The sequence below is a fragment of the Bacillus sp. EB600 genome (assembly GCF_024494385.1).
Lineage (GTDB): Bacteria > Bacillota > Bacilli > Bacillales > Cytobacillaceae > JAEVLT01.
On sequence record NZ_JAEVLT010000014.1, the window covers coordinates 63,968 to 83,248 of the forward strand.

Genomic DNA, 19,281 nt, shown 5'->3' on the forward strand with positions numbered 1-19,281 from the left:
CTAACAAACAATGAAACGCTCATGATCATGCAACTTTTATTGCTTTCCCAAATGGAACTCTTGGTAAAAACGCATCCGGTACAAGCCAATATAATTGATAATCAACTTTAGTCATTTCTTCTGCAATAAATCCTGTTACATCTGTAATATAGAAAAGTGTATCCACTTTTTCTTGTTCTGCCCACTCAAGTACCAATGTATAGGATGATTTCCCATGTGTAAAATACTTAATTGTATCGCTTTTTACGGGTGAAATATCTCTTATCTTATAATCGGCCTGAACCAATATTGTATCTGGTTTAAGCTGTTCGAAGAGTTTTACAATATTGTTTATTAGGATGCTTGGGACTTTGTTCGTTGAAGTGTCCACTGCTAAGGCGACTTTCTTATCTTGACGTTCCTGTATCATGGAAAGAATCCTTTTATGCCATTTCAACACGACCAACCCCCTAAATTAATGAGCAAGCTATATTATTTTGGTTTATAATGTACTGATTTATAATTGGATAATTCCGGAATCAAAAAAATTAATGAACAAATAATCCATATTCTAAAGTATGTACAGCCTTGGCAAAATGATTAGCTGAAACTTTAGATTTTAATTTTTAAATATAATTGGTCACATTCTAACCGTATATTTTTACTAAATACGCTAATTTTCAACATTTTTTTAAAATGTTCATATAATTGTAATATTCTTATAATTCTATAATTTTATTATTATGTATAATACGTAATAAGAGGAAGCGAGGTGACCTATGAGACCTAAAAAAACTTTTAAGGAACTCATTATTGATAATAAAAAGGAAATAGAAATGGATTTAAAGGCTATTGAAAAGATTGAAACAAAAATTGAAGATAAATATTCAAAAAAAGTAACAGCCTCTTTAAAAATCTAAAAACAACATTGTAATTTTTCTAATTGTACGTTATTTATTCAATTTTTGTAATACAACTGAGGAGGCATTTGCTCTCCTTTTTATTTTTATGCAAAATTGCTTGCTGTTACTCTTACCCGGTATAAAACCTCTGAAAAATAATAATGTGGGTAATCTTTTAAGTAAAAAGATTATCTTCTTCCTCATTTCGATGATGAGAATTGTAATTAGAAGCGAAGTTATTTCTAAATTTCTCCTTTTTTATTATGTGTTGATGAATTGCATTAGGAACCTCCTGTAGTGAATGTAACGTATAAAATGCTCTTTTAGGCTCCATTTTAATTTCAACAACGTTAAAGTCCCATTCCGTTTCAGCAGGAATGTAAATGGCATTTATATTCTTCTCTAGTGCTGGCATAATATCAGTTCTTAATGAATTTCCAATCATCCACGTTATTTTAGGATCGGCATCAATTGTTTTTAATATATCTGTTAAAGCTGTCGTATCTTTATGTTCTGAAATAAAGATACGGTGTTCAAAATAAGTTGTGAGTTCTAACTGGGTAATTTTCCACCGTTGATTAGCTTCATCTCCACCTGTATGCAAATACAATTCATGTCCTGCATCTTTTAATTGTTGCAATGTTTCATTCATATAGGGGATCGGTTCAACAGGAATTTTAAATACCTTACACCCTAATTCCCTTAAAGAATCAATATCGGACTTTTTCTTTTCTTTTCCAGTTAAGTCACAAAAGTATTTATAAGTACCCACAAATGACTCAGGAAAACGTGCTGATATTAAGCCATATTCGTCAATGGCTTCTAAATCAATTTCAAGTTGTTTCTGTCTTATTTCCTCTTTTGTTAAGGTGTCAAACCATTTGATAATTTGCTCGGTAAATACTTCGATAACTTGGTTAAAATATCTATTACAATAGGCTAATGTGTCGTCAAGATTAAATAAAATGGTTTGTTTTTGCATTTTTTACTCCTTCTACAGATATTTTTATGCCTCTAATTATATTGCCACAGGTCTTAGTCAATATTACCTTATAAAAAATACATGTTAACTTTAATGAACACTGCATTTATACTCAGATTAGATGCAACAATTGTTTATGATATAATTTTTAAAAAGGAGGCTGTTTAAATGGGCTTCGGGTTTAGAAAAAGTTTTAAAATTGCCCCGGGTGTTCGGTTTATATGAGTAAGAAAATAGGTACACTTGTAATCTTATTAGTGGCCCTCTTCCTTTTGTTTTTCGGTACATATGATTTAATGAATTCACGAACATACCAATTATTTGGTGGATTAATAAGCCACGTCGATACAAACAAAAAAGTGGTTGCATTGACTTTTGATGATGGGCCAACAAATAATGTAAAAAAAATCCTTCCTCTTTTGGAAAAATATAGTGCAAAGGCCTCCTTTTTTGTTATCGGGAATGAATTGAAAAAGAATCCAAAGCTAGGGCAGGAAATCGTAAAAGCTGGGGATCAAATCGGAAATCATACCTTTTCCCATCAACGAATGGTTTTTAAAACACCCGCTTATATCAAAACTGAAATAGAAAGAACAGACCGATTAATTAGGAAAACCGGTTATAAAGGAAAAATTGATTTTCGCCCGCCAAATGGAAAAAAACTTGTTGCCTTACCATATTATTTAATGAAGCATCATCGAGATACCATTACCTGGAATCTTGAACCAGACACATATTATACCTCCATATCTGCTAAAGTCGATTATGTAAACCAAAGCGTAAAACCTGGATCTATTATTTTACTTCATCCAATGTACGATCATACCGGAAATGAAATTAAAACTATAGAAGGAATCCTAGATACTTTGTCAAAAAAAGGTTACACATTTGTCACAGTTAATCAGTTGAAAACTAATTAATATGAAACTTTGTCCTTCATATTCCCATTAAAGAATTTCTTTACAACAGTTATCGAACCAATACAAAAGTACACTGTCCCCAGTGTACTTTTTTGTGAATATTTCTATTTTAAACTAAGGGGGTATCCATTCCCATTTGGCTCCATTCTTCCCTAGCTAGTCCATAAAACCCGGTACCTTCAATTTACTCCTTATCCTGTTTGCAAAAATTAAATTTGTTCGCATCTTTCTAGGTATGCTTCAATTTGTTGAATTAGGTTAAATAGTTCATTCCAAGAGCTTGAAGTATTAAGATCTTGGGAATGAGCAAGGTTGTTTCTCAATTTTTCTAATTCCTTAAAGAATACATTTCCTTTTTTCTTTGTTTCTATTTCCAAAAGCTCCCTTAGCTTTACTTCATTGACAATGATCTCTCTTTTATCACAAATCTGTAAACAATCGCTTAGTTCAATTGCTTCATTTCGTGATTTTCTATCTAAAAATAGATTCTGAGCGTACTCTAATCGTTTTGAATGTAAATGATTTTGCCATGTGTTATTTGGAAAATATTCTTTTATAATTCTGTTAAGTTGCATCTCTAATAGTGATATTAAACCGAATAATAACATTCTAATTGGCTGTTTTTGAAGGTCTGCTAACGTAACCACCTTCGTTACCCTATTCCCCTCTAAAATAAAAATCCTTTCAGACTCTTTTAAAATATTTAGAGCTTGAATAAGCGGGGTAGCCTCTGAGACAATTTCAATTGGACTGAAGTTCCGATAATAATCATTACACGAACCTTCATCTTTTAATTCTACCCTTAAAACATAACCAATTATAATACCCCCATCTTCAACACCAATCACATCATAATCCTTTGACAGCATATAGTTTTTGGTCCGAAGGGCATCATCTGTAAGGTTACATGTTTCTAATATTTCGGAAATAGAATTTACGTTTATATTTTGTTCATAAAGTGATCGGAGTTTTCGATACGAGCTTAATTTTTCTTTCTGAGATGCCGGGATTAAATTCACTTATATGCCCCCTTAATTGAAGTGTACTCTATCTCTTAGATAACCAGCCTCGATACGCTTTTAAGTATGACTTATTAAAACATATATAATACGTCTACGCCATATTATTGCATTTTATCGTTTTTACCTTTTTTTCAAAATTTATCATCTTTTAGTAAGACGCTTTTCTTAAATGTTTTAGACTAACATCTTAACCACGAAATATATCAGTTTTCCTAGTGAATATTAATAATATATTAATTTTTTGTCGATACTTGCATCTTCAATGCTTTTAATATTATACTTCCTTTATATGTTTATTTAAAAAAGTCACTTACATAAGGGGAAGAAAGAAAAATGAGCGAACATTTAATAGCCTTTATCTTGGGCATCGTCGAAGGTTTGACAGAATATTTGCCTGTATCATCCACCGGTCATTTGATTTTAGTCGGCAGTCTATTAGGATTTACCGGGCCAAAAGCCAGTACTTTTGAGGTCATTATTCAACTAGGTTCCATGCTTGCTATTTTAGTATTGTATTTCAAAAGGTTTCTCTCACTATTAAATTTCAGTACAATCGGAAAGCCAGTAAAAAAATTAGATATTGTACATATCATTTTAGGGGTCATACCAGCAGCAGTAGTGGGACTTATCTTGCATGATTTCATCAAATCTCAACTGTTTTCACCAAAGGTTGTTGTTGTGAGCCTTGTGGCGGGTGGTATTTTGATGATCTATGCTGAAAAAAAGCATCGCCCCTTCACAACGAATACAGTTGATGAATTGAGCTATAAACAAGCATTTATCATTGGACTCTTCCAATGTTTAGCAGTAATTCCTGGCTTTTCTCGTGCTGGTTCAACCATCTCAGGAGGCTTGCTGGCAAGAGCTGACCATAAAACGTCGGCCGAGTTTTCTTTTTTAGTAGCCCTTCCTATTATGGTAGGTGCAACAGGGTTAGATTTCATTAAAAGTTTGCATTTTCTTCATTCAAGCGACATTCCGATGTTCTCGATTGGTTTTATCACTGCCTTTGTTGTCGCGATGTTAGTAGCTGTTGCTTTCCTTAAAGTATTAAGCAAAATTGGTCTCTCTGTTTTTGCTTATTATCGTTTTGCACTAGCTGTCTTGTTTACCGTATTTGTTATATTATAGGTTTTCAAATCATTATCCGTTATAGTATTTCGCATAATTGAAATAAATAAAAGAGCCTGTCTTAAGGAGTGAATTTTACCTTAGGACAGGCTCTTTTTTTAAACAATACGTTACCATTTTTTATTATTTGCTATTATTTTTACTTTCTCTTGCTGCTTTTTTCCTAGCTTTTTTACTTTGTGAAAGTTCTCCACCGAATTCCGTATCAGCTGATTTACTTCCTCCGGTATGTGGTTGATTTCGATTGTCATTACGGTTTGTCATTGTATTTCCTCCTTTTCATTGAACTTTAATTTTCCGTCAATTGATGATAAAGCCACAGTTCGAAGTAACTCTGAGAAAGAATGTTATTTCTTAAAAGACTTAAATTTCCAGTAGCTATATTTTATAGTTCCATTTTACTAAAAAGATTATTCTTTTTTATTCTATTGGTTATTTTGATGGATACAATTAACCTTATCATCTAAAAATAAAATGAATGCTTCCTAAAAAAACTATAGGAGTAATATTTATGGAATATAATAAGAAGCATCATTCCGGTAAGGCGCTTTTTTGTTATCAGTTAACCTTCAACTATTCAATTTATTTTAAGGAGAAATAAGTGGACAATCATACAGTAAATAAGCTTGTTCGGCGCTATAACAGTTATTTAGGTCAGTTTAATGTGAACTATAATTTTTTAATCAATCCCTGGATTTCCCCTATGTGGTCGTTTATTTTCCCAGGGTTTGGGCATATGTTACTAGGAATGTTTCTTGAAGGCTATATATTAATGATTTGGGAAATTATCGTTAATACAAATGCTCATCTAAATGAAGCTATGCTGTACTCATTTACGGGGAAATTTGAGCTTGCTAAGATGCGCCTGCAATTTTCGGTACATTTTAGCTGTTTTGGGAGCGACGTATGGATACATACTTAAATGGGGTCCAATTATATGGGGATTAATCGGATTAGGAATTGGCTTTGTACTAGGCCTCATTTTTGAATTAATTGTAAACAAAGAAAATTTTTCAAGAAAAAAAAGGACCAAAGGGGTGACAGAAGTAGTCGTGATGGTAAAGTGCTATGCTGGTCAAGTTGAAGCTGTTGAAAAAGTATTTTATGAAAACTTTGCCTTTGGAGTAGCCAAATTAAATCAAAGTTAAATAACAACAGCTGAAAGTATCTACCATTTTCCCAATAGACTGACTGAAGTGTTTCTATTTTTATTTGTTTGTGTCTTTCAACCCATATGACAACCATAGGTGTTTTTCTGAAAAGCCCCCAATTATGTATAACTATTTGCGTAGTTATACATAATCGGAGGCATCTTCTCCTATATACAAATTCAAACGAGGACATCTTACCTTGTCTTAATGTTCATTAATGAAATATTGGATTAGTATCCTATTGTAAAATCCGCAACATCAATCATTTCTTCCCCCTTCACGTAAAGTTGATAGTTTTTAATAAATCGGTCGATGCTGCGGTCGAGAAAACGATCTGTCATTGCTGCCATATGCGGCGTAAGCAGAAGTCCGGGCAAATCCCATAAAGGTGAATCCTGCGGCAGTGGTTCCTGATGAAATACATCCAGCGCCATTCCTCTAATCCGGTTTGTTTGCAGGACTTTAATTGCTGCAGACTCATCCATCAGCTCGCCACGTCCTGCATTAATAACAACAGCTGTTGGTTTTAACAAGGACAGTTGTTCCTGCCCAATAAGATGATAGGTTTGATTTGTTAATGGGAGGGTCAAAATCAAATAGTCCGCTTTCGGCAGCACTTCTGCTAATTGAACGATACGATAGACGCTATCAAAAAATTCACTCGCTGCGCCGGAACTGTTAACTCCGATCGTTTGCATATGAAAGGCTTGTGCCTTCCTTGCGATTTCCTTGCCAATATGGCCCATACCCAAAATGACCAGCGTACTTCCGGCTAGTTCGGTAGGAAAATCCAGACGATGCCATTTCTTTTCCTTTTGCAACTCCAAAAAACGATCCATCTTTCGTGTAAAATAAAGCATTGTTGAAAAGGCATACTCCGCAATTGGTTCGGCATGAGCCCCTTTTGAAGTTGTTACGATAATTCCCTTGTTTCGGACATAATCCTTGGGCAAATGATCGAAACCAGTTGAACTTAGCTGAATCCATTTTAAATTGGTCATTTCATTAAACATCTCAACCGTTATTTCTTTTCCATAGGTAAAAAGAATCTCGATTTGTGATAGATCAGGAACATCATGAAGATATTTAGCTAGTTTAACTTCATGCCTTCCATCAGTTACATTTTCCACTCTTTCTTTATGTATTTCCCCTGCTTGAATATGTTGAATTAAAATCATGGGTATCCCTCCTTCTTTTTATAAAAATGCAGTTTTTAATCTTCTACTAATCTATATATTCCCTGGACATATCTGTCAAGAAAAAAAGATTATTTAAAGGCCATATCGCAAACCGTTTAGTTTTACTTCTGCCAAAGCTTGATAAAAAAGCTTATCAGATCTTCTAACGAAAATGATCACAGAAGGATCGAAACATTGTATATACAATTCAAGGAAAGATTAACTGTAAACCATCGGTAAAAAAGCCTGGGCAGGGTCGATGGAAATTCTATCAAATGGAGAGGTTTCATAGTTCTTTTTTCATTAAGCAGCCCCCTTTATTTTTCATAATGCTCTGCTAAACATTCCTATTGATTTCCGCTCCAATCAACATAGTGACAAAATAAACAATGTGCTTTAACATAGCCTTTGAATAAAAAGAGCCAGCAAAGCAAACAATGCTCTCGCATTGGTCGCTTTACTGACTTTTCCAAGGCTCGTCGTCCTGCAAAGGAGATCGAGTGAACAAAGTCAATTTGGTCTAAGGATACATTACTAAAATATGCCGGTTATGCAGCAAGGCTTTTGCTGTCATCGGACTCTAAAGTTAAGTATAAAGTATTTATCTGAATTTTTAAATATTTATTATTGACCTAAAAATTGCTTTACGAGCTGGTGTTTTCCAATTTCTTTTCCAAATGTTTTGCGCTCGTGATAAACTTCACACTCGCTTCCAAGCTTGCTTCGATTAAACCAACCGCCCCTTCTGCAACGGTAAACCGGCCATTATCTAGTGCAGCCATCGCAAGTTTGCATTTTATTGGTCAATCCTTCACTAATCCTCCTCTCAATTTAGTAACACCAAATTCAAGATATCCCTTTAAACAAGTCAGCATAAAAACCCAGCCTTCTTTATTATCTAGCAATTGATTGATTAACTCATCGTCGTCTTCTCTAAATCCTTCTTCACTAACTTCAATAATTGTACCCGTATGATCGATATTTTTTAGAGTAACCGTAACAATATGCCCGTCCCCATTTGCACCCCATCGGAATACAATTTTTTTATTTACTTTGATTTCTAGTACCTCTATATCAATTTGTGCATCGTATTCATCATATTTCACAGTAATTGTTTTGCCTTGTTCCCATCTTTCAGAACTAGATGAAAACCAAAAGTTACCAATCTTCGAAGGATCTACGAAGGCCTCGAATACTTCATTAGTTGGCTTTTCTATTTTAAATTTTGTAAGGTTGTTCATATGCTAAATCATTCCTTTACAAATAATTAAGATCATTGCCACATAACTTTGTAAATGCAGATTATGCTCATAATCAGCAGCTTTAATGTCTACTGATTGAGTAAGTCCGTACCATATGAGTTATCGATTGCACAAAGCCATTCGCCATGTGAATTTTTCTTAAACACATAGGTTGCCCTTCGATCCATAGAATATTCCGAATCCTGTTTATCGGCAGCAAGAATCGTTTGGGAAATAACTAACACTGTGTCTCCAGTTTCTAAAATAAGCATTTCTCCCTGTGTTGGTACAACACTGTTGTTGAAATATTTTGCAATGGCAATAAATGCTTTTTTGATTTTCTCTTTTCCTTGTACAATCATTCCAGGCTTAACAACCAGAATAGCATCATCAGCATAGTAATTCATCAGCGTTTCAAAATCTTCCTGCTTTATTGCTAGGTCACATTTTTTGATAAGTTCTTTTATTTCGTGTTCCATATAATTCCTCCCAATATCTAAAAAATTTCTGTTTCATATAATTTTTGTAAAGAAAAATAGCTATTTTTTTTATAATTGAGCATATTAAAAACAATAAAATTTGAAAGCGAGATGAGATATATAATGTCTAAACAAGGGATAACAAACATGGATCAAACGAGAGAGCAAATCGAGAAACAGGATAAAAGAAATGATATTGAATTAGGGAATGATTTTCAAATTGGAAACTCAAGTTCACAGAGCCAAAAAAAAAGCGGGCGTCAAGTAAATAAGAAATAGCCCCAATCTATTCATAGTTCAAGAAAAAAAGACTTTTTGTAAGAAAAGGAGAGTGCAGTTCTTGTGCTCTCCTTTTCTATATAGATATATTTTTCTAAGGCAAATATTGGTTGATTTTTTTTTCACTATTGGTACCCAAACTTCACATGTATAGTCCTGTGCTGAAGGATTGCCCGGAGGATAAACTTCAAGAATTGTTGAGTTTGCTTGCTCAAAGCCTGTTGTTGGGAACCATTCCTGGTAGATTCTTGAGAATACGTTGACGATTGCATCCGGCATTGGACCTACAGAAGTAAACACTGCCCAATTAGCAGCAGGAATTACCCTCGTATCAAAGCCAGTCACAATTGAATGATTGACATCTTCTATGGCAATCATATAAGAAAATTGTTCCTTATCAGCTTCAAATTCCATGCTTATGCCAAGCATTTTTTTACTGTTATCGATGGAACAAATCTTTTCGCTTGTCCCATTAGCATTACATTGATCCCAAAATTCAGAAATACTCCTGTGATGTCCTTCATCTTTTGTCGATACTTTCGCTACCTTGCCTATAACCTTAAATGCTTCCTTTTGTATGATTCTGTAATCCAAATCCAAATCTCCCTTCAAAAATGGAATGAGATCTGTGAAAATACTTAGTTTTTGGCAATTCTACTTTCTAAATGACTTAACCAATAGGATCCCCATACCGAGAAGAATCACTATTATTACGATGGGGATTACTATATTCATTATCATATAATACCCTCTTCTTAAAGCACACATTACTAACCTCGTTTGTTTAGCGTTTACGCGTTATTGAAAAAGCTCTATCCAGTTTTTTAAATCCAATTCGTGGATAATAGTCAATTGCATTTGGTGCTGCAACCAATAACAATGTAACTTCTTCACCTAGTTTTTCTTGTATCAAGCGAACAAGTTCTTTTCCTATTCCAATACGCTGATATTCAGCATCCACAGCAAGGTCTGACAAATAACAACAATAGGAGTAATCGGTTATTGCTCTTGCTATGCCAATAAGTTGTCCATTGTTTCTCGCAGTCACTATAATGTCTGCGTGATCTACCATTCGTTGAATACGTTCTAAATCATCAACTGGTCGAGTAATCCCTGACTTTTTAAAGACATCAGCTACTTCAGAAGCATCAATCTTTTGAACAAATTCATATAGTATCGACATACTCCCATTCCTTTCTTCAATCAGTATGTACTACAAAAATACATTCGATAGTCTGTATGTTCTATCCCGCTTTATTTGGGAAAAAGACGCATTACAATGAAGAAACACGCCCCTTTCTAAACTAATTCACCTCTCGAATACTCTTCTATAAATCTTCTTCAATGTAAAAACAAGGCAAGACTCCTTATTATGCAAATTTTAATAAATGACCCTCCAATTATGATTACAGCTTTGATAAACTGTCTTTCTTTTAAGTAAATAATCAGCCAATAATTCAGTCATATCCGTCTGAATTTCCTTAATTACTGGTTTATCTTTAAACATGTCGAAGTTTCCTCCTCCGCCAGCCCGATAGTTGTTCATCACCACATCATACTGTTCTAATAGGTTCATTGGCAGCCCATTCAAGTTAAGCTTAACTACCCGGGATCCCAGTGGTCTAGAGATTTTCAGGTCATATTCGATTCCTTCCCACATATCATAATTGTAGTGTTGAGGCTTTGGCTCAGCAAAAGCTGGATTAACTCTTATTTCATTATTTTCATCCAATATGAAATAAGATGCGCATTTTTCCAAAGCGTCTTTTATATCCTGACCGGAGATACGGATTACTTTTAATGTATTCGGGTAAATATAGTTGGACACGATATCCCGCATCGTTACCTTTTCGGCAAATCCAGGCGATTCATTGTTAAACAACGCTGTATTGGATATCTCAACGCCGGCAGCATCCATTTGAACTCGATTAATAAATTCAATCAAAGGATGATCCTTTAGTCTTACTTCAAAAGCATTTTCGATTAACAACCCTCCTGCGATTTCTCCGATTGGCTGATCAAGCCAGGCTTGTGTCTCGTCCTCATTTTCTTCAGCAAGTGCCAATACTTCTTCTTCTGCAATTGTTGAATCATCTACTTCCAATAACTCCACGGATTTATTTACAACTGTCCATCTTCCTTCCTTCATTTCAAAAAAGATTTCTACTTTTCCAATTGTCTGGCCATGAAATCCAGGCTGAACCACAAGTACTCCATTGATGTACTTTGAAATTCGTCTATGTTGGTGACCAGTTAGTAAAACATCTATGCCTTCTAATTCATTGCACATACGATAGCCTTGGTTTTCACCTGTTAAAGCCTCAGTAGGCTCCCCTGATGACAAGTCTCTCTCAAAGCCTCCATGATAGGAGACAACCAGTAAATCGTAACGCTCATTTTCTTTCAAATACTCAACCCACTTTTCAGTTGTCTTAAAGGCATCTTCAAAATTCAAGCCTTCAATATAGCTAGGATTCTCCCAATTGGGTATGTAGTGTGTCGTTACACCTAATACAGCAATTCGCAGACCATTGTCAAATTCCTTTATCAAGTAAGGCTGTCCAAATCGAGGCTTATTCGTTTCTCTATCAATGATATTGGCCGAGAGCCATGGGAAATTGGACTCCATGACAGAATCCAATAACAAATTCATCCCATAATTAAACTCATGGTTTCCTATAATAGCCGCATCATATTCTAAGCTATTTAAAATGCTGATGATTGGATTTTTTTGATCCTGAAGGAATTTAGCGTAATGATAGGTTAACGGTGTCCCTTGAATAACATCTCCATTATCAATCAGCAATCTATACTTATATTTTTGTTTCTCCTGATTTATTAGACTAGCGATCTTTGCAAGACCTGAGTTCGTTTCTTTGTTATTTCCATAGTTGATGGGATAGACATGTCCATGAGTATCACTAGTTTCCAGAATAACCAATTCACAGCGTTTTTCTGCTGCAGTCATCAGCGTACTTCCTTTCCGTTTAATCAATATCATTATAAGGGTTTTAAAAAAACTGCATACCCATAATAGTCCGTAAAAGCCCCCTAGTTTTAAGGATGGGGATTTACGGACTATGATCGGCCGCAGTATAAATCGCCAACAAAAACTTACTCTGGCTTTAAGTTGTTAAATTCAATTCGATACAAATCACGTCGCCGATCGCGTAATTGTCGAACAGAACCGCTATTCCGAGAACGCCTTAACTTCTCAAGGTCTACGTCACCGACAACAACTGTATCTACATTAGCATCACATTCGCCAACAATCCCATCCCTCGCAAACCCAAAATCACAAGGTGAGAAAATTCCAGATTGTGCGTACTGAATATCCATGTTCTCTACGTGTGTTAAGTTTCCCACGGTTCCTGCAATACAGGTATATACTTGATTCTCAATTGCTCGTGCCTGGGCACAGTAACGAACACGGAGGTATCCCTGGCGATCATCAGTACAAAACGGAACAAAAATAATGTTTGCCCCTTGATCTACGGCAATGCGTGCTAGTTCCGGGAACTCGATGTCGTAACAAATTTGAATGGCGACTTTTCCGCAATCTGTGTCAAACACGTTAATTTCGTTTCCCTCAGCAATCCCCCACCACTTGCGCTCGTTGGGCGTAGCATGAATCTTCGCTTGTTTCTCAATCGTACCATCGCGGCGAAATAGATACGCTACATTGTATATGTTCCCATCCCTTTCTACGAAATGCGATCCTCCAACAATGTTGACGTTATATCGTACAGCAAGTTCCGTAAAGAGTTCGATATACTGGTCAGTATAGGTTGCAAGCCGACGAACAGCCTTATCTGGCCGCTTTTCTTCGAGAAATGACATCAATTGGGTTGTAAATAACTCCGGGAAAACAGCAAAATCCGACCCGAAATCAGCCGCAACATCGACATAGTACTCAATCTGCCGAGTAAAATCCGTAAAAGAATCAATTTTTTTCATCATATACTGTATGGCACAAATTCTTACAGGGAACGAGGCACGATATACCCGACGAGACTTCGGAAGATAATCGATGTTGTTCCATTCCATCAAGGTGGCAAATGCATCAGATGCCATGTCGTCTGGTAGGTACCGTGTGTTGATACGTTTTATTTTAAACCCTTCAAGGAGTTGGAAGGACAATACTGGGTCATAAATGCTATGCTTCTCAACCTCTGCCACATATTCACGAGGAGTCATTTTGGCCTTGTATAAATGGTAATTTGGGATCCTTCCACCGATGATAATGCTTTGAAGATTTAATTGGCGAGCGAGTTCCTTCCTCGCCTCATAAAGACGGTGTCCAATTTTCATACGACGGTATTCTGGGTCAACCATTATTTCAATGCCATATAGGTTGAATCCATGGGGATCATGATTCGTGATATAACCGTTGTCTGTGATTTTGTTCCAAGTGTGCTGGTCTTCATATTCGTCAATATTAACAATGAGACTTGAACAAGAACCAACAATTTTGTCCTCATATTCTACGCAGAACTGACCATCAGGAAAAACTCGAATGTGACTTTCCAATTGCTCCCGCTTCCATGGCTCCATGCCGGAGAAACAACGGCTCCATAACTCCATAATTTCATCAATGTCTTCCATGTGTATGTTGCGAACCTCAATTTTCTTCTCGTATTTCGACATTTCTGTTTCTGACATGTTCTCACATCCTTGTCTAAATTGTCATGCTTATTTACCATAATACTTTTGTATATACAAAAATGGAAGTCACTAATACTTTGGTACATAGAAAAATGGAAGTCACTAATACTTTGGTACATAGAAAAATGGAAGACTCTTCGAAAATGACTACGCCTAGAGACATTTGCTGATAGATTTTAGCGGAATTATTGAAAAAAGGGTTTTCAACCCAAAGCATGTCTTTTACGGGATACATATAGATATAGTACAACATCCACAAATGGATAAATGGAAGGGATGGACAAGAGCGGACTTACCCTTGGTAAGGTACTTTCGCCTTATGACAACATCATGAAATCTTGCAAGAAGAAAGGAGAATATAATGCTTCAACCAATGGTTTGGATAACCATTTTAGCTTTTTTGGGTACCATCGGATTTATTCTGTGGAGACCCCGAGGTATGAATGAAGCTATACCTGCTGCAATAGGTGCAATTATTGTCCTACTCAGTGGGAGTGTTTCAATAGCAGATTTAGGTGTCATAACAGATACAATCAGCGGTGCTGCGATTACCATTATGGCAACGATCGTCATGGCGATTGTTTTAGAAAGTTTTGGATTCTTTCACTGGATGGCAGAGAAGCTGGCTGCAAAAGCAAAGGGGTCCGGTATTCGCTTATTCTGGTATGTCAATCTATTATGCTTTTTCATGACCCTCTTTTTCAATAACGATGGCAGTATTTTAATTACAACTCCAATTTTAGTCATGTTATTAAATAACATGGGCTTAAAAAACCACCAGAAAATTCCATATTTATTGTCTGGAGGTTTAATCGCGACCGCTTCGAGTGCTCCAATCGGCGTGAGTAATATTGTCAATCTGATCGCTCTGAAAATTGTGCATATGACTTTGTATTTGCATACAGCAATGATGTTTGTTCCTGCTACGCTTGGTTTACTACTCTTAGTTGTGCTCTTGTTTCTTCGCTTTCGAAAAATTCTACCTAAAACTGTGCCTACTAATGTTTCAGGTCTAACTTTACCATCTTACCATCCGCTTAAGCCAGGACCTCGATATACATCGGAGAAGGATCGTTCAAGATTTATGGTGTACGTCCTGCTATTCGTATTTGCTGTCCGTGTCAGCCTCTTTGTTGCCTCATTTTTCTCCATTCCAGTCTCCCTTATGGCTGTTATAGGATCGCTTGTTCTTTTGGGTTGGCGATGGGCTTTTTTAAAAATACCTCCGGTCGATATGCTGAAAAAAACGCCGTGGTATATTATTGTTTTTGCTTTCTGTATGTATGTGATTATATACGGTTTAAATAACATCGGTTTAACGAACTGGTTGATCGAGTTCATGCATCCTTTGGTTTCAGGGAACCTTCTACGTACAAGTGTGCTGATGGGGGCACTCCTAACCATAATGTCCAATATTTTTAATAATCACCCAGCCCTCATGGTTGGGACCATTACATTAACCCATATGAATCTTGACCCACTCTCCTTGAAAATCGCCTATTTGGCGAACGTCATTGGCAGTGATATGGGATCGTTACTCCTGCCAATGGGAACACTGGCTACGTTGATGTGGATGCACATTGTAAAGCGTGGAAAAGTAAGAATCACGTGGCGGGAATATATTAAAGTCACAGTTGTTGTTATTCCACCGACAGTATTGTTTACTTTAGTTGTTTTATATTATTGGGTTTCGTGGCTCTTTGGTGGAGTCCTTCAACGATAAGACTAAATAAGAAAAAAGGAGAATGAAAATGCTTTTAGACTTTTTAGATCTCAAAGGAAGAAATATTGAAGTTGAAATTTCAGGGTGGGACTTTCACAAGGGAATCCTAATAGATTCTGGACCAGACATTGTTGTTATATACGAAGGCAGAACCAACTCGTTCCTCTACATTCCATTTGTTCATATTCATAGATTGAAAGAAATAAGCATTTTAGAAGAAGACACCTCCTACGACCCTCCTTCAGAAAAACCCATTGAAGCAGATGCTATTTCCTTTCATAAAACATTAATGACTGCAAGAGGACTGTTCGTCAAGGTTTGCGTGACTGAGAATAATTCGATTCCTGGCTATGTAACCAGTATCATGAATGACTATTTTGTTTTTCACTCCCCCGCCTTCAAAACAATGTTAATATCGGTGAACCATGTAAAATGTCTAATTCCATATCCAGCAAATAGAACTCCATATACTCTAGATAATCAGTGTTTTCCCTTAAGTCCTTCACCTGTTTCACTAGAGAATACTTTTGAAGAGCAGCTGAAAAAATTAGAAAGTCAGATCGTTATTTTAGATGGTGGAGACAATCCTGAAAAAATTGGCTTACTTCAAAAAGTTTCGAATAACAAAGCGATTCTAATTACAGCTGACGGGGAAACGGTATATCGTAATTTAGATCATATCAAAACAATCCAATTACCCTGAATTATCCCCTACCGAGAGGGAGGGGCTTTTTATTTTCAATAGAGAATTGGTGAATTTGTGTTGTACTTCTTATTAAATATTTTTATAATAGCCATACTATGAAAAAGCTAAAATCTGGAGGAAGCATTGAAACTTCATACGATATGTAATGCACCTTCTTGTTCAAATTTTTAAAAATATCCACCCCTTCTTCTTTGATTGGAGTTACCTAGAAATGAACATACTTTATTTATCGATTGAACTAATTGTTGGCTTTGTTTTACTATTTATTATTATAAAAATTGTCGGAAAAAAATAATTAATCAAATTACTCCATTTACCTTTATTTCATCCATTGTTTTAGGTGAATTGCTAGGAAACGCTTTATATGATCAAAAAGCAGGTGTTTTTTACATTGTTTACTCGATGCTGTTATGGAGTATTTTGCTTTTTACTGTTGAATATCTAGCTCAAAAATCCCTCAAGTTTCGAGGAATAGTCGAGGATAAACCATCAGCCCTTATAAAGAATGGAATCGTAGATCGGGAAGCACTAAAAAAAAATAGAATGAACATCAACCAATTGCAAAGTTTACTTCGACAGAGTGAAACTTTTTCAATTAGAGAAGTAGCGTTTTGCTATTTAGAGGCGAATGGTTCGATCAGTATCTTAAAAAAATCAAAATATCAAAAGATTACCCAAGAAGACTTTCAGATCCCTTCTAAATCGGTTTATGTCCCAGTCACTTTGATAAGAGACGGCGAAGTATTATGGGATGAAATTCGTGATTTAGGATTCGATGATACTTGGCTTACGAAACAATTAGCTACACAAGGAATATCAGATTGCAAAAAAGTGTTTTTAGCAGAATGGCTTGAAGGTGACGGCTTGTTTATCCAACTTTTCAATTAATTCTCTTTCAGATTACATACGTCGGATTTTAGATATCATTACTGAAAAGATTCTATAAGAACCGTCCCCATTAACACCCATTAACAACAAAAAATGGAGGATGACCTGCCCCCCCACTTTTTAGTAAATTAGATACCCTGTAAATTTAAAGTCTTTCCCAATAGGGGTAACCGTTACATTCGATAATTCAACCGCATCACTCATCTTGTCAATCCCTGTTCCTTCCAAGAAGGTAGGTGCGTGCTTTCCGCCTACTAATTTTGGAGCAATGTATAAAACAACTTTATCAATGACTTGATTTTCTAAAAGGGACGCATTAATGGTTCCGCCGCCCTCAATTAATATAGAGGAAACAAGCTTTTCTCCTAAAATTCTCATCACATCTGCTGCATCGACTTTGCTCGATCCGCTCGTCACAAATACGGAAATTCCACTATCCTCTAAAATCCCCCGCATTTCTTTATCATAATTTTCACCAGTAAAAACCCAAGTCTCCGCCTTCTTATCGGTAACCACCTTAGATTCTAAAGGAATTCGTAGCGAAGAATCCAATATAACCCGGATGGGGTTACGACCGTTTGGGATCCTCGAAGTCAACTCAGGATTGTCATGAATAACCGTATTCACCCCAACAACGATCGCCATATTTTCACTTCTAAGCTGGTGTACATCCTGTCTTGCTTCTTCAGACGTAATCCACTTGCTGCTGTTCGTATGTGTCGCGATTTTGCCATCCAGAGAAATTCCTGCTTTCAAGGTGACAAACGGCTTTTTCTCTACAATGAATTTATTGAACACTTCATTCATCTGACGTGATTCTGTTTCGCAAACCCCTATGATAACCTCAATTCCAGCATCTTTTAAAATTTTTACTCCGTTCCCTGCGACAATCGGATTCGGATCCAACGTGGCAATGACCACTTTTTTGATTCCAGCCTCAACAAGGGCAACTGCACAAGGGCCCGTTCTGCCATGGTGGGAACACGGCTCAAGTGTCACATAAATCGTGGCTCCCTTTGCATGTTCTCCAGCCATTCGAAGCGCATGGATTTCAGCATGGGGCTCCCCCGCTTTCATATGTGCGCCAACCCCGACAATTCGGCTATCATTAACAATCACGGCACCGACCAGTGGATTCGGATCCGTCTGACCTTTCATTGCTTGTGCATTTTTTAATGCCAACTGCATATAAAACTCATCATTCATCATACAATATTTCCTCCTGCAAAATCAGGATTCATGGGGACGGTTCTTGCGTCCCCATTTACCATCTTAATGATTTGATGGAGCCAGATGCCCTGATTTTCTTACTTTGGTCTTTAAATATTTTTCATTGTATTCGGAGATATCTCCCCATAAAGGAGTTCTCCCAGAAACGGATAAGCCTGCTGCTTTCAAGGCTTTTAGCTTCTTCGGATTGTTGGTTATCAGCGTGACAGGTTTCGTTCTTAACGCCTTAAGGACTTCGATGGCATCATCGTAGTTCCTTGTATCATCGGCAAATCCAAGTCCCTCATTCGCTTCAACTGTATCGTATCCATTTTCCTGAAGAATATAGGCCATTGCCTTGCTAAATAAACCAATTCCTCTTCCTTCATGATTGGCCAAATAAAATAAAGCTCCCGTTCCGTGCTCGGCAATCATTTTCATCGATTGTTTGAGCTGGTAGCCGCAATCGCAGCGTTTGCTTCCAAAGATATCTCCAGTATGACAGATCGAGTGCATTCTAATCAATGCATCCTCACCATTTTCAAAATCTCCATAAACAAGGACACTCGATTGTTGATATTCTGCTAGATTCGCAGACGATAAATGATCAATCACTTCCTGAAAATCTTCTGTTACATTCTCGCTCTTCAACCAACAATACCATTTAAACTCAACCGTTTCTCCGTATAAATTAACAGGCAGCTTGATTGGTCCCACCAGGTAAATGGCTTCTTCGCCTTTATTGATTAATTTTATTTTATCCTCTAATAAAGAGAAAACATCTGATTTTAATTGAACTTGTGCCACTATGATTTCCCCCAAATTC

20 protein-coding genes and 2 pseudogenes are annotated in these 19,281 nt (G+C 36.3%); 8 read left to right on the plus strand and 14 right to left on the minus strand.

Annotation, left to right across the window (positions count from 1 at the left end):
- Positions 1-25: 25 nt before the first annotated feature.
- Positions 26-409, minus strand: coding sequence for a vWA domain-containing protein (locus JN080_RS15370; protein ID WP_375141666.1), 384 nt, complete (start codon positions 407-409; stop codon positions 26-28).
- Between the two features lie 349 nt (positions 410-758).
- On the opposite strand from JN080_RS15370, the gene JN080_RS15375 reads away from it, so the two are divergent.
- Positions 759-899, plus strand: coding sequence for an FbpB family small basic protein (locus tag JN080_RS15375; RefSeq protein ID WP_256236888.1), 141 nt, complete (start codon positions 759-761; stop codon positions 897-899).
- 157 nt (positions 900-1,056) lie between these two features.
- Here JN080_RS15375 and JN080_RS15380 read toward each other — a convergent pair whose 3' ends face one another.
- On the minus strand, positions 1,057-1,863 hold the full coding sequence (locus tag JN080_RS15380) for an HAD family hydrolase (RefSeq protein WP_256236889.1): 807 nt from the start codon (positions 1,861-1,863) through the stop codon (positions 1,057-1,059).
- 221 nt (positions 1,864-2,084) lie between these two features.
- Here JN080_RS15380 and JN080_RS15385 point away from each other — a divergent pair, with 221 nt between their 5' ends.
- Positions 2,085-2,783, plus strand: coding sequence for a polysaccharide deacetylase family protein (locus tag JN080_RS15385; protein ID WP_256236890.1), 699 nt, complete (start codon positions 2,085-2,087; stop codon positions 2,781-2,783).
- 209 nt (positions 2,784-2,992) lie between these two features.
- On the opposite strand, the gene JN080_RS15390 is transcribed toward JN080_RS15385, so the two are convergent.
- The gene (locus tag JN080_RS15390) at positions 2,993-3,802 is read right to left on the minus strand and encodes a CBS domain-containing protein (protein ID WP_256236891.1); all 810 of its coding nucleotides are present in this window, start codon (positions 3,800-3,802) and stop codon (positions 2,993-2,995) included.
- 336 nt (positions 3,803-4,138) lie between these two features.
- Between JN080_RS15390 and JN080_RS15395 the strand changes: the two genes are divergently transcribed.
- A complete protein-coding gene (locus tag JN080_RS15395; protein WP_256236892.1) occupies positions 4,139-4,936 on the plus strand; it encodes an undecaprenyl-diphosphate phosphatase in 798 nt (265 codons plus the stop codon).
- Positions 4,937-5,059: 123 nt separating this feature from the next.
- Here the strand turns inward: JN080_RS15395 and JN080_RS15400 are convergent, their stop codons facing one another.
- The gene (locus JN080_RS15400; RefSeq protein WP_256236893.1) at positions 5,060-5,200 is read right to left on the minus strand and encodes a hypothetical protein; all 141 of its coding nucleotides are present in this window, start codon (positions 5,198-5,200) and stop codon (positions 5,060-5,062) included.
- Between the two features lie 337 nt (positions 5,201-5,537).
- Here JN080_RS15400 and JN080_RS15405 point away from each other — a divergent pair, with 337 nt between their 5' ends.
- Entirely contained in the window at positions 5,538-5,858 is a 321-nt protein-coding gene (locus JN080_RS15405; protein WP_256236894.1) for a hypothetical protein, read from the plus strand.
- A 459-nt stretch (positions 5,859-6,317) separates the two neighbouring features.
- On the opposite strand, the gene JN080_RS15410 is transcribed toward JN080_RS15405, so the two are convergent.
- The 4 genes and pseudogenes from JN080_RS15410 to JN080_RS15425 all read right to left on the minus strand — a co-directional run bounded on the left by JN080_RS15410 (position 6,318) and on the right by JN080_RS15425 (position 8,985).
- The gene (locus tag JN080_RS15410) at positions 6,318-7,265 is read right to left on the minus strand and encodes a D-2-hydroxyacid dehydrogenase (RefSeq protein ID WP_256236895.1); all 948 of its coding nucleotides are present in this window, start codon (positions 7,263-7,265) and stop codon (positions 6,318-6,320) included.
- Between the two features lie 627 nt (positions 7,266-7,892).
- Positions 7,893-8,056: pseudogene (locus JN080_RS15415) on the minus strand (acyl-CoA dehydrogenase family protein); the annotation flags it as partial.
- A 12-nt stretch (positions 8,057-8,068) separates the two neighbouring features.
- Positions 8,069-8,506 carry an SRPBCC family protein gene (locus JN080_RS15420; RefSeq protein ID WP_256236896.1) on the minus strand — a complete coding sequence of 146 codons (438 nt, stop codon included), beginning with the start codon at positions 8,504-8,506 and terminating at the stop codon, positions 8,069-8,071.
- Between the two features lie 89 nt (positions 8,507-8,595).
- Positions 8,596-8,985, minus strand: coding sequence for a YybH family protein (locus JN080_RS15425; RefSeq protein ID WP_256236897.1), 390 nt, complete (start codon positions 8,983-8,985; stop codon positions 8,596-8,598).
- Positions 8,986-9,132: 147 nt separating this feature from the next.
- On the opposite strand from JN080_RS15425, the gene JN080_RS15430 reads away from it, so the two are divergent.
- Positions 9,133-9,264: a hypothetical protein gene (locus JN080_RS15430; protein ID WP_256236898.1), complete on the plus strand. Its 132-nt coding sequence runs from the start codon at positions 9,133-9,135 to the stop codon at positions 9,262-9,264.
- 18 nt (positions 9,265-9,282) lie between these two features.
- Here JN080_RS15430 and JN080_RS15435 read toward each other — a convergent pair whose 3' ends face one another.
- The 4 genes from JN080_RS15435 to JN080_RS15450 all read right to left on the minus strand — a co-directional run bounded on the left by JN080_RS15435 (position 9,283) and on the right by JN080_RS15450 (position 13,926).
- Entirely contained in the window at positions 9,283-9,858 is a 576-nt protein-coding gene (locus JN080_RS15435; RefSeq protein ID WP_256236899.1) for a GyrI-like domain-containing protein, read from the minus strand.
- Between the two features lie 190 nt (positions 9,859-10,048).
- Positions 10,049-10,447, minus strand: a complete 399-nt coding sequence (locus JN080_RS15440; protein ID WP_256236900.1) for a GNAT family N-acetyltransferase — start codon at positions 10,445-10,447, stop codon at positions 10,049-10,051.
- Between the two features lie 198 nt (positions 10,448-10,645).
- On the minus strand, positions 10,646-12,232 hold the full coding sequence (locus JN080_RS15445) for a bifunctional metallophosphatase/5'-nucleotidase (protein WP_256236901.1): 1,587 nt from the start codon (positions 12,230-12,232) through the stop codon (positions 10,646-10,648).
- Between the two features lie 146 nt (positions 12,233-12,378).
- Entirely contained in the window at positions 12,379-13,926 is a 1,548-nt protein-coding gene (locus JN080_RS15450) for a bifunctional GNAT family N-acetyltransferase/carbon-nitrogen hydrolase family protein (RefSeq protein WP_256236902.1), read from the minus strand.
- A 364-nt stretch (positions 13,927-14,290) separates the two neighbouring features.
- Between JN080_RS15450 and JN080_RS15455 the strand changes: the two genes are divergently transcribed.
- The 3 genes and pseudogenes from JN080_RS15455 (at position 14,291) to JN080_RS15465 (ending at position 17,246) form a co-directional block, all read left to right on the plus strand.
- Entirely contained in the window at positions 14,291-15,652 is a 1,362-nt protein-coding gene (locus JN080_RS15455; RefSeq protein ID WP_256236903.1) for an ArsB/NhaD family transporter, read from the plus strand.
- Between the two features lie 28 nt (positions 15,653-15,680).
- Positions 15,681-16,355 carry a DUF2642 domain-containing protein gene (locus JN080_RS15460; protein WP_309144684.1) on the plus strand — a complete coding sequence of 225 codons (675 nt, stop codon included), beginning with the start codon at positions 15,681-15,683 and terminating at the stop codon, positions 16,353-16,355.
- A 214-nt stretch (positions 16,356-16,569) separates the two neighbouring features.
- Positions 16,570-17,246: pseudogene (locus tag JN080_RS15465) on the plus strand (DUF421 domain-containing protein).
- Between the two features lie 120 nt (positions 17,247-17,366).
- Here the strand turns inward: JN080_RS15465 and ribD are convergent.
- Complete coding sequence (ribD, locus tag JN080_RS15470; RefSeq protein ID WP_256236905.1) at positions 17,367-18,455, minus strand: bifunctional diaminohydroxyphosphoribosylaminopyrimidine deaminase/5-amino-6-(5-phosphoribosylamino)uracil reductase RibD; 1,089 nt, start codon at positions 18,453-18,455, stop codon at positions 17,367-17,369.
- 63 nt (positions 18,456-18,518) lie between these two features.
- The gene (locus tag JN080_RS15475; protein ID WP_256236906.1) at positions 18,519-19,262 is read right to left on the minus strand and encodes a GTP cyclohydrolase II; all 744 of its coding nucleotides are present in this window, start codon (positions 19,260-19,262) and stop codon (positions 18,519-18,521) included.
- Positions 19,263-19,281 lie beyond the last annotated feature (19 nt).